Raw genomic sequence first — 15,213 nt, 5'->3', positions numbered from 1 at the left:
TACTTTGGCGGGGCAAAGATAGGATAAAAAGTAAAAAGTAAAAAGTAAAAGATAAAATAAATTTTAGAAAGGGTATCCGATCGCAAGATTCAGTACCAGACCTTTCCAGAAACTGCCGTCGATATTATAATATCCGGACTTGCCTGTACTATAAGGAGCATGTATAGGTATTCCCAAATCGGCACGGACCACGATATAGGAAAAATCGTAACGTAGTCCGAATCCGGTCCCCAAAGCAATTTCTTTCAATAATCCTTTGATTCTGAATTCTCCTCCGGGACGCTGGGTTTCATTGTTCAACAACCAGACATTCCCGGCATCCATAAACAAAGCCCCTTTAAACCGTTCGTATATTTTGAAACGATACTCGACATTCCCTTCCAGTTTGATATCTCCGGTCTGATCGAGATAAGAATAGGTCGATTCCCTGGGATGGTAACTTCCGGGCCCGATCGAACGGATATGAAAAGCCCGGATACTATTCGAGCCGCCGATATAAAATTGCTCACTGTAAGGCATTACTTTCGAATTACCGTAAGCATAACCGATCCCTCCCATAATCCGCATGGCCAATTGATTATTATTATCCACAGTCTTATAACCGATTAATTCAGAAGTAAGCTTCAAAAATTGAGAATAACGATTATTGAGAATTTGTTTGCCCTCCCCCTGATGATTCCCGCAGATATACTGCAGGCCCGCTATAATATTACCGGCCTGAGTGACCGAAGTCTGCCAGAACAACCGGTTGGGATTACGATAAGTCGCAGCCCGGTCGTACGTATAGGTATAAGACATCGACGGAATAAACTGATTCTTAAAACTCTGCGCCACTGCGGGATTTTTATTTACAACAGAATCGAAGGCATGAGAAGTACGCAACAGATAGGTATAATTAAGTTTAAAAGGTACGACGGAATGATAATTCCGGGTAGAAGAATTAAAATCATAGGTCGCACTTCCCCAAAACGAGATCATCCTAAAAAAATTATGTCGGTTGAGCAAATCCGTACCGATCTGAAAATGGGTCTGTTCTCTCCTATCCCGTTTCGTTTTCATCAATTTGGGAACCAATAACCGGGGCACGGACAAATTAAAATTCAACCCCAGCTCATAAGAATTGATCAAGCCCGAATTGCCTGTCGATTTTTTATTTCCTCCGATTTGCCATTCGTAGGATCCTGTCAACCGGACACTGAAATTCTCTGCCCGGCGGAACATATTCCGGTTAGTAATCCCTAATGTCAATCCCGGACCGAGCAGATTATTCGACTTGGAAGACATATCCACCTCCACTTCCGTTTCAATGGGCAGGGCAAAATCGCCGTTGATTTGCATATCCAGCAAGCGATCCTGAACCGTATCGGGCACGGTAATCGTCATATTGGCGAACTTAAATACGCCCAACTGTACAAATCCGGCTTGTGTACGACTCTGTCGCATAGCCGAATAAGTTTGTCCGGGTCGCGTCTTCACCGCCCGGGTGATCACATTCGGTTTCAGCCGTAGCGGAGGCTCATAAATGATTTTCACCTGATCCGCCTGTATCGTGTCTTGCCCGCCGGTCGTTTCATTTCCCGACAGCATCACTTTCACCTCACCGATTTTATAAGGATGAAAAGCATTTTGCGGAATTCCCTGCTTCAATCCGATTCGTACGTCGGCCATTTTTCCACCTTGAGTGGTATCGACTAAAAATTCGATATAATCGGGTTGGAAGAAATAATAACCGTGATTTCTCAACCGATCGGACATGCGTTGCCGCTCCTGATTGAGGACATTCACATCGTATTGCCTTCCCGGTTTCAGTTCGGAGAACCGCATATACGAGCGCACGATACTATCCATCGGAGGATTCCATCCCCACAACTGTACATTACCGTAATGAAAAGGCTGAGGCAAATCGACCCAATAGCTGATGCGGGCTTTTTTAGGATTCCGTTTATGCGGAATAATCTCGTAGCGGGAAGTCGTCCCATAAAAACCGAAGTCTTTCATGGCATTATCCACCATTTTCAACCGTAATTCGGGCTGTACATCTGAAATCAACACCGGTTTCTTAGCCAATTTACGATATAACCACCATTTAAAACCTTTCTCTTTTTTTATATTCCAATTATATATCCACAGCCCGATCGGGAAAGGCGAACGGACATAAGGAGAATACAGCGGATTATTGGGTTTCACAGACAGCGGACCGGAAGCGGCTGAATTTTGTGTACTGTTGAGTTTCACTTTCTGAGGGGCCTCGATCTTCATTTTTTTTACTCCGACATACAATACTTCATCTTCTGTCAGTTTTTTAGTCGTCGAACAAGAAAAAAGAAGGAAAAGGAAAAAGATTAAAGGTAAAAAGTAAGAAGAAGAAAAGGTCAGGGTACTACAAATAGGACAAAAGTGACTGAACCGACTTTTGTCAGACTTCCGGGCATACTTTCTGATGAATTCGACTACTTTCATTTCTGATTCTCCGTTTTTGTTTCTCTTTCCGATTTTCGGTTATTTTTAAAGAGATCTTTAAATTTACGGAAATTTTTCCGCCAAACAATACCGACACCCGTTTGAGTGACTTCGCCGTCCAGTACACTCTCATAGTTGGAATGCCGGAACACTTTCAAAAATAGATTTCTCTTCTTCGTAATCACGTATTCTATAGAAATATCGTCGACGAGATTATCTTCTATGTTATTACTCTGATTTTCATTATTATCTGTAGAAATCCGTCCACCGATCTTCACCCGAATCCGATCATTAAAAAATTGTTTGGAGAACTGATACGTATAATCGGTACGGGTTGTATTTTCATCGGTATTATACGAATCGACGCCAAAAGTAAAACCGGTCTTCCGGGTATACTTATTCAATTCATTTTCTACCAGGCTATATAAAGCATTGTTGGCCATACTTCCTCCGCTTCCCGACTTAGCAGCCCCAGGAGCGGTATAAGTATTATAGATCAATAGATTCAACGCTTGACGGGTACGTTCTTCCTGAGAAAAAGTCGCCAACTGATTCTGTACCACCATATCGTTGGGAGCTGACAGGTCAAAAGAGATATCCGGTCGGGTCAATGTATTCTGTATCCGGATGATAGCCTCGAAAGTAACCAGTCGATTCTGTTCTCCGTCGACAACCGTAGCTTTCACCTGTTCGGAAGCGGATATACTCAACATCGGATTCATCACATTTCCTGTCCATTCCACATAGCTGCCACTGCGAATATTAAATTCTTTTTTACCTGCAATGGGAATATTATAAACCACGGTTCCTCCGGATAAAATATATTTCCCCGACAAGGTAAGTCCGTTTTCAGGACTCATGGCCAGAACCAGATTACCCCCACCCTGGATGACGATATTATTACTTCCATCATCCGATAATTCGACGTTTACCGTCACCTGATCTCCGATCTCGATCAACATTTTTAAAGCAAAGCTACTGGTGTTTACCCGGTTAGTCAGATCGTCACGCTCATTCAAGGTGGTATCCCTGAACGATACGAAACGGACCAAATCGGCACTACGGTCCACAAGTTCGGGTCCGGAACTACGCAAAGTATAGGTAATATTGGTCCGGTTGAGCAAATTGATATTTCCGGAAACGCTTAAATTCGAAAAGGCCCCGGCCAAACGGGAATCCAGATTGATATAAGCCTTCCCATAGATCAGCGAAGTCGGATTTTTCTTTACATTCACGACCTCGAAATTACCGGCTTTTACAGATATATCCATATTCATCCGGTCGAACGGAGTCAGGGTAATCGCTCCGTTCAGCACCATATCACTTTTGTTAGGAGCAATAAACCGATATTGCCGAAATAAAATCTTCCCGTTGTCTACAATCAGGCGGGTGGTATCCAATCCGAATGTGGTACCCAACATCACCACATCGGCTTTTCCATTACGAAAGCCCAATCCACCGTTCAAATCCGGACGGTCTACCGTCCCACGAAACTGTAATGCGCCGGTCAACTCGCCCTCCAGTTTCATCAGATCTTTCGGAACAAAAGCGTTGACCATATACAAAGGTAAAGAAGGTATATCTACGTCCAGCATGACCTCCCGGTTGGTCTCGGATGTAGCGAAAGTCCCCTGCACTACCGCCCGGCGGATGCTGTCGATTTTCAACTCGAAATCTACGGCATGATCGGTTAAATGATCCTTTCCTGCATACTGCAGATCCAAATCGAGGGTACCCATCCGCTGTTCTTCATAAAACAGATTATTCACTCCGATATTTCCCTCGGCACCGAAGGTTTTACGATCGGTATACAACAATAAATCCGTATGCAGGATACCGCTCAGATCGGGTAAGAACGGTGATATTTCGGTCAATTTTTTCAGGTCTATACCGGTAATCTCCACCTGTAACCGATCCGTCCTTTCTCCTTCATCAGGCAGAGACTGCAAACTCACCAATTTATTCTGGTAGGCCATCCGGAGATTGGCATCGATCTTCCAATCTTTATAAACCGTTACTTTATTATCGGCATTGACAATCCACCGGCTATACCCCAGAATAGGAGTCATCGGGAAAAAGCTCACCGTAAAAGCACTGTCCAGCATCACCAGATTGATACCCATATCGAATCCGACTCGTTGCCGGGCATCTTTTTGTTTCAGTTCGATCCGGAATTGATTCCCCTGCATTTTTCCGGTCAGGTTGATATTGAACAGTCCCTTCCAGGCCTGGTCGGAACTACCGGCTCCCAATGCATACACCAGACTCTTGCCGGTCTGCCAGATACCCATCTGTACCGAATCGAGACGTACCGTCCCAAAATAGGGAGCCGTAGCCGTGATCCCCATCCGGATACCTGACCGCTGACGGGAAACGATATCCAGAGAAAGCCGACGAAATCCCATATTCCTGGCCTTCAAAAATTTAGCGATCGCATTATTTTGATCACCTTTCAAGTGCATACTAAAAACAGGCAACTCCGCTTTGATCTGTTCCATATCGATATCTTTACCGGCGATCTGCTTCCCGACAATCCCTGCAATTTTCCCAGCACTCTCCCCAAAACCGGCCAAAGAAGTATCGGCCCGGAAAGTTAACTGTAAATCACCGGTCTTTACATCCAGTGTCGTCTTCTTCAGATCGCTGGCCATATCGATATCCAGGCTTCCCAAGGTATAAGTCTTCCTGCTATCTGCCATGCTCAGGCTATCGAAGCGGGCTTTTAAAGCATAAGCGGAATGTTCCCCGATAAAACCTTGCAAATCTACTTTCAGCCCCATAGTCAAAGGTTCCTGCATCAAATGCAGGGCCTGCAGATCCACCTTGCCGATATAACCACCCAAACCGACCTGATACTGTTGTTGCAGCGAATCTCCCCGGAAAACCAAATCCAAAGGAGCATCGGGATCTTTACTAACCATAGTCCCCCGTAAATGCGTCTTATCCAAGGTAGCCTGTAAAGTAATATCTTTATATTCGTGCTCTTTATAAAACAACTGACGGATTCCGGCATTTACCGAGGTCTTTGCCTGAGGCCACGAAAAATACCGGCCTTCCAACCGGAAATTGGCCGAGGCGCTTCCTAACGAATCGACAGTCAAAAAGCGATCGAGTGGGAAACGGCTCAGGGTCAATTCGCCGTTATATGTCTCCCGGTTCAAATCATAACTCCCGTCGAGGGTCATACAACCAGCATCGGAACACAAGCGCACCAAAGCCTCCAAAGCTCCCTGATTAGCCTTCAGATTCGCCGACCAGGATACATCGGCCGGGATCTTCACGATTCCTTCTTTTAAGAAAACATTAGCAAAGGTAGCGTCCGGCATCTCCGCCCGCAAATCGATCACCCCACTTATTTTTTTCAGGTCCCGGTAGGATTGCAGTTGTCCTTTTCCAGTCAACCGGAATTTTCCGGTCATACCGGCATCCAGGCGGTCGAACCGGACTCTGTTTTCATCTATACTGAAAGTCGTATTCAAATCTACCTGACTATGTTTTAAGTCCTGAGGGATTCCGTCATAAAAGGGAGTAAGATCGGCCAGCCCAACCCTGGCATTCAGCTGAACGATCAAGGGTACCCGTTTCATCAGATTATTCATCGAAGTATCGGCCCGGGCTGTCAACTCGATCTTGCTATGAGCGGTGCGGATAAATGCCCCCCTCAATGCTGTCCGGGCCGAATCGAGATCCACCTGTGCCTGCATCTGTTGCAGCTGTATTCCGTTTTGCTGTACAGCCCTCAGATCTACCAGGTTTCCCCGCACAACCGTTCCCCGGTTATATACACTGTCGATTTGTACGGCAATACCGGACAGCACCAAATCGGTTTGCCCGGCATCGGCAGTCTTCATACTAAAGGCACTGTTCTCCAATTGTAATCTCCCTGCACGTATCAGCCAAGGCTGGCTACCGGACGGTTCGGTGACCGGTGTCCCGGACGATTGTTCCGTTCCCATCTGCATGTCACACCAAGCCCCTCCGACAGCGACAACATCTATTTCGACGGATTGCTCCCCCAACAAAACTTTTCCGCCAGTCAGCGAACCGTCCTTTATTCCGGCCCCCAGGTAAGGCAACCCCTCGGTATACATGCGATAACCGACGTCCCGGATCTTTATCTGCCTGACTTCGATCCCCCAATCCAAAGGATTACTCTGCACTGTATCTTCCACTGTTCCGGCTCCGGATTTCAAAAAAACATCCCCTTCTTCCAGGCTAATCTCAGCGACTATCAATTTTTTCCGTTCCAAATCGATCCGTCCCTCCTGCACCCCCAAATTCCCGACAGCCACCTTCAGTTGCATACCGGTAGTATCGCCGGCTAATCCGAACTTCACCTGTCTCAGACCTAACTGTTCGATACCGAGTTCTTTACGAAATATCCGATCGATATTCACCCTAAGCCGGATCGCTTCTGCAGCAACCAGGGTATCTCCGGCAGTTTTCCCGGCATACACATCGTCCAAAACCAGATCAAAAGGAAAACCCAAACGGAAATGCCCGATCCGGACTTCCAAGTCGTAATGCGAAGCAGCATAACGTTCGGCTTTGCGCAAAAGGAAATCTTGTACAGGAGGTAAATAAAGCAAAAACACGATAAGCAGTAGCAACCCTAAAATTGCTAAAATCGTTCTGCCCAGATATTTAAAAAATCTTTTCATGCTTAAGCTTTATTCTTCGCAATTACCATTATCCAGATCGTAAAAAAGCGCTGCAAGGCCTGTCTCCTGCTATTCCGTAAAGTCTTTAATTAACGTAAAAAGATCCTTACGGGTTGCACGAACCGATCAACATTGTTTCGGCTTCGGCAATCGCCTGAGGAGTCCCTAAATCTAAAAAACGTCCTTCGTAAAAATACATCAGTATCGGGTGAAGCCTGGCCTGTGACAGATATTCGTCTATAATCGAAAAGACCCCTTTTCCTGACATACGTTCTAAAAATTCCGGGCTCACCACCTGCACTCCACAGAAAGCATAGTTCCGGGAATCCCAAAATTCTTCATCTACCGGTTTTTGTTCCCCTGTGGCCTTATTTTCCCATCCTTTCAGCATCCCTTCACGATTAAATCTCAATCCTCTGCCTTTCCCGCCGGTCCGGGTAACCAAGGTCGCATCTCCCTTATTTTGCCGATGAAAGCGGAGCAAGGCAGGTATATCGATATCTGAAAATATATCTACATTATGAATAAGCACCGATTCACCCGGACTGAACAACTCCCTGGCTTTCAGAAGTCCGCCCCCGGTATCGAGTAATTTCTCCCGTTCATCGGAAATCACGATATCCCAATCGAAAAAATGTCGTTCGCACAGAAAAGCTTCTATCTGGTCGGCATAGTGATGCACGTTCACCACAATACGCTGTACATCCGCCGCTATCATTTTCCGTATGACATATTCAAGCAAAGGCTTACCGGCTACTTCCACCAATGCTTTGGGCCGATCGTTCGTCAAAGGCTGCAAACGGGTACCCAATCCCGCTGCAAATATCATTCCGTTCATCTAAATATTTATCATCTTATTTTTAATTGCATACATGACAAGCGCTGCAGTATTCCGGCATCCGGTCTTACTCAACAGATTCGCCCGATGTTTATCCACTGTCCGCTTACTGATAAAAAGTTTATCTGCAATTTCCTGGTTGGAAAGTCCCAGGCATACATGATACAAAATCTCGAGTTCTCTCTCGGATATTTCATTATCAGGGGTTTCAGGTTCCGGTTTATGTTGCCCGCCATCACGCATATTATTGAGAATATTCACCAGCAACTCCTCGGAAAAGTAATTCTCACCGGCGGCGACAGCCCGGATTGCCGCAATCACTTTTTCTATACCGGAATTTTTGAGAACGAACCCCTTTACTCCGACATCGACCATTTTATAGTAATACTGTTCATCCCCGTACATAGACAACACGATCACCTTCAAATCCGGCCTGATCCGCAGAGCCTGTTCCGTAGCTTCTATCCCGTTCATCTCGGGCATTTCTATATCCATCAACACCAGGTCACAATCTACAAAGGAGAGGTTTTCAATAAAGTCGCGTCCATTGGAAGCTTCGTAAATATGGTGTACGAAATCCTGGGTAGACAAAAGCAATTTCAATCCTTCCCTGAATAACTTATGATCGTCAACAATATAGATTCTTAATTTTTTCAAATTCTTTGTGTCCATGAATCGATAAACATTTACATCCGTAACTGATAAACAAAGATAAAAATAAAGTCAGAAAGTCAAAAGACTTTAATAAAAGCGTTGGCCCGCATCCCTTTTCCATGCTCGCTGACAATCTCGATATCCCCGTTACCGGATTGCAGCCGGTAACGCATGTTATCCAATCCCATACCGGTATGTCCGGAAATACGGTTTACATCGAATCCGATACCGTTGTCGGTATATTCTAAATATAATATTCCTTCTTCGAGTTGTAAATCGATCGTCACTTTCGAGGCTGCAGCATGCCGCAATGTGTTGTTGATCAACTCGCAGATAACGCGGTAGACCACCACTTCGATATTGTAATTGAAACGTTGATTTTCGAGATTAGTAGTAAAATACACCTTAAAATTATCGGCTTGCCGCATCCGTTTTATGAATGCCTCTACCGCATCTTTTAAGCCAAAATTGTTGAGGATATGCGGGCTGATATTGGCCGAGATGTCCCTGACCCCGCTAATCGCTTCATCCACAGCCTGCCGCAAATTCTGCTTTATCTTTTCGTTGACTTCACTTTCTTTATTGGTATCCAACCCCGAGACCAGCATTTTGATCACACTCAGCAAAGGTCCCAGCCCATCGTGCAGCTCTTTCGCAAAACGCTGCCGTTCTTGCTCTTCCGTGCGGATAACCGCTGCCAGTACCCGTTTCTCTGATTCGCGCCGGATCTCATCCACTCTTCGCATAAATTGAAAAATTTTCCGGATATAAAATACTCCGATCAGGAGGACCAAAGCAATGATAAAAGCCAGAACCTTCTGTACAATAGCCAATTCATCTTCCATTTCGGGATAAATCGTAGGCCATAAATCGAAGACCCTCGACACCACCATCAACAAAAATCCGATGGAAATCAGAATCCAGGAAGCATTGAATTTTGTCCGCTTAAACAAGCTAATGGCAATAACGGCAGCAGCAACCTGTAAAAAAAGCGAAACATAAACGAGAATAGTGGACAACATAGTAAGTTCATTAAAATTAAAACGGATATCCGATAGCTATATTAAATACAGATTTATTAAAACCTCCATTACGATTCAACAACACAAAACGTTGCCCTTCGGCCTGCATCGGATCATGTAATTTCAAACCAAGATCAAAACGCAACAGAAAGAAATTGACATCCAACCGTAGTCCGGCCCCTGTTCCGACTGCGATTTGTTTATAAAATCCGGAGGACAACTTCGTACCCTGACGATTCTCATACCGATTGATATTCCAGATATTTCCGGCATCGATGAATAAAGCTCCTTCTAATAACCAGAATAATTTAAACCGATATTCCACATTGGCTTCCAACTTAAAGTCCCCTACATTATTCGGATATTTATCCGGCGGAGCATAAGATCCCGGTCCCAAAGTTCTCGCCTGCCAGGCCCGGATATCGTTGGCACCTCCGCAATAATAAGCCTCTTCAAAAGGCAAAGCCTTCATGTTACCGTAGGGATAACCACAACCCAGAAACAACCGGTAGACGACCGAATTGGCTTTATTCAGGTAATGATTGAACCGATATTCACCGTCGGCTTTGATAAATTGGGCATACCGGACACCCAGAATTTTATAAAAACGTTCTTCCTCGGAACCGGATTTTCTGGCCCCTAAAAGTTTATCCATAGCCAAAAGAAAATTCCCGGAAGTCTCCAGATTACCCCGGAAATAATTAAAACTTTGTGCAGAATTGACCACCTGGTCGGTAAACACAGCCGAAAAATTCGCCGACAGAATCATATGGTTGGTATAGGCACTTTTGATATATTCATTTTTCAATTCACTGATAAAACTCGAATCGACACTCGGCATCAGCACATAATTCAGATCGATGAGATCGAAATTATACCGCCATTTATTATCTGCCCGCCGCCAAAGGTAACCGAACTTAGCACTAGCTACACGGCGTTTGTAAAACTGTGTATTTTCCTGACTGAAGGAGAGAGAGATCGAAGTTTTAGGAGCAAAATTACGGCGGAATTCATCCATACGAAAAACCGGCATCCAAAATTGAGGCGTCACTAACTTCAATTCCGTACCGACTTCGGTGGTACTGAAAATTTCATTTTCCTTCAATTTCTCTTTTTTTAAAGCCCCCCATACACTCAAGGTCAGATTCTCCCCTCCATGAAACAAATTGCGGTGATTATAAGCAAAGTTACCTCCGACCCCGATATTCCCGGAATTGTTGGTCCCTTCGAGAAAGACATTATAAGACTGCCGTTTGAGCGGAGTAAGCTGCACTTCACAAAACAACACCGGCTCACCGTCTTCCTTTTGCTCTTCCCGGAAAATAATATTGATAAATTTAAACAGATTCAAGGCTTGCAGGCGGGAATAGGAATCAGCCACTTTACGGACATCATAAAATTCTCCTTCCTTGAACTGGATCGTTTCCTGGATCACCTTCGGCTTAATCTTCATATGGCCACGATAAACAATCCCATATTCACCGTAACGGGTATGCCGGTAAAGCGAATCGAGTCCATTGGCCATCAGCAGGGGATCATAATCCAAATTTACCTGAATGTGCTTTATTTTATATTTGCGGTAAGCCATACTGTCGGACACACTGTTGACGATGCTCAGCAAAAGATGAGCCTGTTCCGGATTACCGCTCCGCGAGGTATCGGCATAATAATGAATAAAATTCTTTGAAAAATTATAATACCCGTTTTGCCGGAGCATATGAATGATCCGTTCCCGTTCATCTTCCAATATCTCTATATCCATCGGCATTTCCTGATGCAACAAAGTGTGATTGGTGTCCCGCAAAACCAATTGTACTAACGGAAAGCTTTCGGGTAATCCTCCGGCCCGGAAACTACTGTCTTCCCGGAAAGTAAAATCTTTTACCCGAGTCAGCGGACCGGGATAAATCCGGTACACAACATGGGCCTTTTTCTTTTTAAACCAAACGGAATCCGTCACCTCAGCTTTATAAAAACCTTTATTGTTCAGGTACAATTTCAACTGGGTCACACTTCTGTCGGTCAGGAAAGGACTATAAATCACAGGAGCTTCACCGATGGAACGCAACCATTTGTTAAAGCGCTTATTCTCATTCTTCCCACTCAGGTTATAAAGTCCCAGATGAAAACGAGCCACTCCCAATATCCGCGTATTAGGACGTTGCCGCACCGTTTTTTTCAATTCAGAAAAATTCACCCCTTTCTCTTCTACCCTCACTTTCACCTTATTCAACAGATATTCATCTTTCCCCACATAACGGGTAGGCGAACACGATACCATGACCAGCATAAAGCCCGTCAATAACAAAATTCCCCCTCGCTTTTTCAGTAAGCTGATGAACGGTTGGCTGATAAAATATTCCGAAACAATCTTATATGGAACCCACTTCTCCAAATCTCAAAAAATGTTACTACTTTTGCACAGCTTCTGAATTGCTCTTTATTCAGGATTAAAACCACGCTAAAACCGATGTAGAGGCACAAACCATGTTAAGCAAACAGGTAACAAAAATAGTCCAAAACCTTGAAAAAAAGAAATTCAGGGAAAAATATAATCTCTTTAAAATCGAAGGGGAAAAACTGGTCGGAGAACTGTTGCATTCTCCCCTGAAAATCCATTCCCTGATCGCTTTCCCGTCTTGGCTCGAACAAAACAAAAAAGCGTTGTCAAACGTAAATATCATTGAAGCCGATGAACGGGAAATGCATGGGATATCCAACTTCCAATCTTTACCCGAAGTCATCGCACTGGCCGAAATACCTGTCCATATCTATCGGAAGGAAGAGGTTCTCGATTCTTTATCCTTGGTATTGAACGGGATACAAGATCCGGGTAATTTGGGTACCATCCTCCGGGTGGCAGACTGGTTCGGAATCGGAAACATATTCTGTGATGCCGATTGTGCCGGTGTTTATAATCCCAAATGTGTACAAGCCAGCATGGGGGCCATCTTCAGGGTCAAGACGTTCTATACGGATCTCCCTGTTTTATTGAGCGAACTGAAGCAAGAAGGCCTTCCTGTCTTTGGCACGTTTTTAGATGGGAAAAATATTTATACGACAGCATTAAGTACCCGGGGCCTGATCGTCATGGGGAACGAAGGAAAAGGAATTTCAGCAGAAATAGAAGCGCTGACCGGACAGAAACTAACGATTCCGAGTTTCGCCCGGAATAGCGAATCGACCGAATCGCTGAACGTCGGAGTAGCTACCGGTATTATTCTGTCGGAATTCAAGAGAAGGATGTAATCAGCAATTTAAAATAAAACGAAATGAAAAAGATTTTTACGTTATTATGCATCTGTTGCCTGGGTTTCGGAGCGATGGCCCAATTACCGATCAATCTGGGTGTTCACGGCGGGATTTCCAGTAACCGGATAAAATTCAAAGATATCCCCCAGGCTATCGGGACACAAGCCAATACTGGCTATATGGTCGGCGCATTTATGCGCGTCAATCTGGGAAAACTCTATCTGGAACCTGCTTTAAACTATTCGCATAAGAGAAGTGTGATAGAAGAAAAGGCACAGGCACTAGGAGAAAATCCTGACAACTTCGATCTGAAACTCAACACGTTCGATATTCCGATTATGTTGGGTTTCCAAGTATTGGATTTATCTATCGTTAAACTACGGGCCTTCCTCGGACCGGTACTTTCCGTCGGGAAAGTAAAAAACCTGAAAAAACTAGGAGATATCAGTACCGATAAAACCAACTGGCACGGTAAAGTCGGCGTCGGGGTAGATGTCTGGAAACTGACCTTCGATATCGATTATGAAAAAGCATTCAAAAATTTAGGTCATGAACTGAAAGCTCCCCGGTCGTTCAATTTCACCCTGGGACTAAAGATTATTTAAGACCACATTTAAAAATAGCCCACTGCCCGTCCCTGTGGGCTATTTAAAACGTTAGCACATTTTTTCCCCGGCATTCATTTGTTTTTTCAAAATATTTCCTATTCCTTTGTTTCGTCAATTCAATCCTTAAGAAAGATTGTTTGAATTATAAAGAGGAGTTGAGAGACTGGGCTCTATGAAACTCCGACAACCTCCGGAACTTTCCGAAAGGTGCCAAAACCCGGCCTGATAACAGGAGTTATAATTTAAAACAAAAGTAAGATGAAAAAAGCAGATTATTTAACCCACATCACCGACCGGAGAAACCGGAATCTCAAATTCTTCTCTCTTTTTGTATCTTCTATGGACATGCGCTGCATGCGCTGATCTTTTATACCCCCTATTCCGATTTACCGGCTTACGATATTACCAGGCAGTAGTTGGCAAGCCCCGTTAATAAACATTCGGTTTAATGTTTATTTTATAGTGGTATAGTCGAATCCGAACTATATCCTGACCAATTTAAAGGGTAAACGCCCCAGACATGAAACGCTCATTAAAAAACGACAAAATGAAAACTTACGCAGAAATCAATGAAAAGATAAAAAAAGGGACTGCCGTAGTACTGACAGCCGAAGAAGTATCCGAATTATCCAAGACATTATCACCCAAAGAAATTGCAGAAAAAGTAGACGTAGTAACCACCGCCACTTTCGGAGCGATGTGTTCTTCGGGTGCATTTTTGAATTTCGGTCATTCCAATCCCCCAATCCGGATGGAGAAGATCGAATTGAACGGCATCCGGGTTAGTGGTGGACTGGCAGCGGTAGATACTTATGTCGGCGCTACAGATTGTAACCCATCCTCTCCGGCTTATGGCGGAGCCCATATCATCGAAGACCTGGTCAATGGTAAAGACATTACACTGGAAGCCTGGGGAAAAGGGACGGATTGTTATCCCCGCAAACATATAAAAGCTATTATCAACAAGAATTGCATCAATGAAGCTATCTTATACAATCCGCGAAATTGTTACCAAAATTATAATGTAGCGACCAACACCACCGATCAGATCAAATATACCTACATGGGTACGCTGCTTCCTAAGATGAGGAATGCCTCTTACAGTTCTGCCGGTGAGCTATCGCCCTTGCTTAACGATCCGGAATGCCGGACCATCGGGTTGGGAACTCATATTTTCCTTTGCGGTACAGACGGTTATGTCACCTGGAACGGCACTCAGTTCAACACTTCCAAAGCGGTAAATGAACACGATATTCCCACTAGTAATGCCCGTACGATAGCTGTTGTGGGTGACTTGAAAAACATGAGCACCCAATACCTCCGGGGGGCCTATATCGAAAAATACGGTATCACCTTATATGTCGGAATCGGAATTCCTATCCCTATTCTGGACGAGGATCTGGCGAAAAGGGTGTCTATCCGGAATGAACAAATCGAAACGACTGTCGTCGATTATGGGAATGGCAATCAAATTCTGGGAAAAACGAATTATGCCGCTCTACAAAGTGGTGCTATCGAAATCAATGGCCATAAAGTAAGAACAGCGCCCCTTTCCAGTCTGGCCAAAGCCCGGGAAATCGCAGATTTACTGAAAAGCTGGATTCAGAAAGGTGAATTTTTACTCACCGAACCGGTACGGCCAATGCCTGTACAAGCCAGCCTGAACGGATTGAAAGCCATTGAAGATTAAAATTTAAAACCTTGTCAATTAGAAACAT

At 44.4% G+C, this 15,213-nt stretch carries 9 protein-coding genes and 1 riboswitch; of the genes, 3 read left to right on the top strand and 6 right to left on the bottom strand.

Annotated elements, in window-relative coordinates; translation table 11 throughout:
• Positions 1 to 63: 63 nt before the first annotated feature.
• From tamL (ODOSP_RS17270) to tamL (ODOSP_RS17245), 6 genes are all read right to left on the bottom strand, one after another.
• The gene (gene tamL, locus ODOSP_RS17270) at positions 64 to 2,460 is read right to left on the bottom strand and encodes a translocation and assembly module lipoprotein TamL (protein WP_013613567.1); all 2,397 of its coding nucleotides are present in this window, start codon (positions 2,458 to 2,460) and stop codon (positions 64 to 66) included.
• Positions 2,457 to 7,121: a translocation/assembly module TamB domain-containing protein gene (locus tag ODOSP_RS17265; RefSeq protein WP_013613566.1), complete on the bottom strand. Its 4,665-nt coding sequence runs from the start codon at positions 7,119 to 7,121 to the stop codon at positions 2,457 to 2,459. The genes tamL (ODOSP_RS17270) and ODOSP_RS17265 overlap by 4 nt, the downstream gene beginning before the upstream one ends.
• A gap of 106 nt (positions 7,122 to 7,227) precedes the next feature.
• The gene (locus tag ODOSP_RS17260) at positions 7,228 to 7,959 is read right to left on the bottom strand and encodes a nucleotidyltransferase family protein (RefSeq protein WP_013613565.1); all 732 of its coding nucleotides are present in this window, start codon (positions 7,957 to 7,959) and stop codon (positions 7,228 to 7,230) included.
• Entirely contained in the window at positions 7,960 to 8,631 is a 672-nt protein-coding gene (locus ODOSP_RS17255; protein WP_013613564.1) for a response regulator transcription factor, read from the bottom strand.
• A gap of 59 nt (positions 8,632 to 8,690) precedes the next feature.
• Positions 8,691 to 9,635: a sensor histidine kinase gene (locus tag ODOSP_RS17250; RefSeq protein ID WP_013613563.1), complete on the bottom strand. Its 945-nt coding sequence runs from the start codon at positions 9,633 to 9,635 to the stop codon at positions 8,691 to 8,693.
• Positions 9,636 to 9,651: 16 nt separating this feature from the next.
• Positions 9,652 to 12,030: a translocation and assembly module lipoprotein TamL gene (gene tamL / locus ODOSP_RS17245; RefSeq protein ID WP_013613562.1), complete on the bottom strand. Its 2,379-nt coding sequence runs from the start codon at positions 12,028 to 12,030 to the stop codon at positions 9,652 to 9,654.
• A 92-nt stretch (positions 12,031 to 12,122) separates the two neighbouring features.
• On the opposite strand from tamL (ODOSP_RS17245), the gene ODOSP_RS17240 reads away from it, so the two are divergent.
• The 3 genes from ODOSP_RS17240 (at position 12,123) to ODOSP_RS17230 (ending at position 15,185) form a co-directional block, all read left to right on the top strand.
• Entirely contained in the window at positions 12,123 to 12,884 is a 762-nt protein-coding gene (locus tag ODOSP_RS17240) for a TrmH family RNA methyltransferase (RefSeq protein ID WP_013613561.1), read from the top strand.
• A 23-nt stretch (positions 12,885 to 12,907) separates the two neighbouring features.
• Positions 12,908 to 13,492 (top strand): porin family protein, encoded by a 585-nt coding sequence (locus ODOSP_RS17235; RefSeq protein ID WP_013613560.1) that lies wholly within the window; start codon positions 12,908 to 12,910, stop codon positions 13,490 to 13,492.
• A gap of 142 nt (positions 13,493 to 13,634) precedes the next feature.
• A riboswitch (SAM riboswitch) is annotated at positions 13,635 to 13,739 on the top strand.
• A gap of 303 nt (positions 13,740 to 14,042) precedes the next feature.
• Positions 14,043 to 15,185: a homocysteine biosynthesis protein gene (locus tag ODOSP_RS17230; protein ID WP_041557038.1), complete on the top strand. Its 1,143-nt coding sequence runs from the start codon at positions 14,043 to 14,045 to the stop codon at positions 15,183 to 15,185.
• Positions 15,186 to 15,213 lie beyond the last annotated feature (28 nt).

The sequence above is a fragment of the Odoribacter splanchnicus DSM 20712 genome, from assembly GCF_000190535.1.
Lineage (GTDB): Bacteria > Bacteroidota > Bacteroidia > Bacteroidales > Marinifilaceae > Odoribacter > Odoribacter splanchnicus.
Note: the sequence above shows the minus strand (reverse complement) of the source record. Positions and strands in the feature narration are given on the sequence as shown.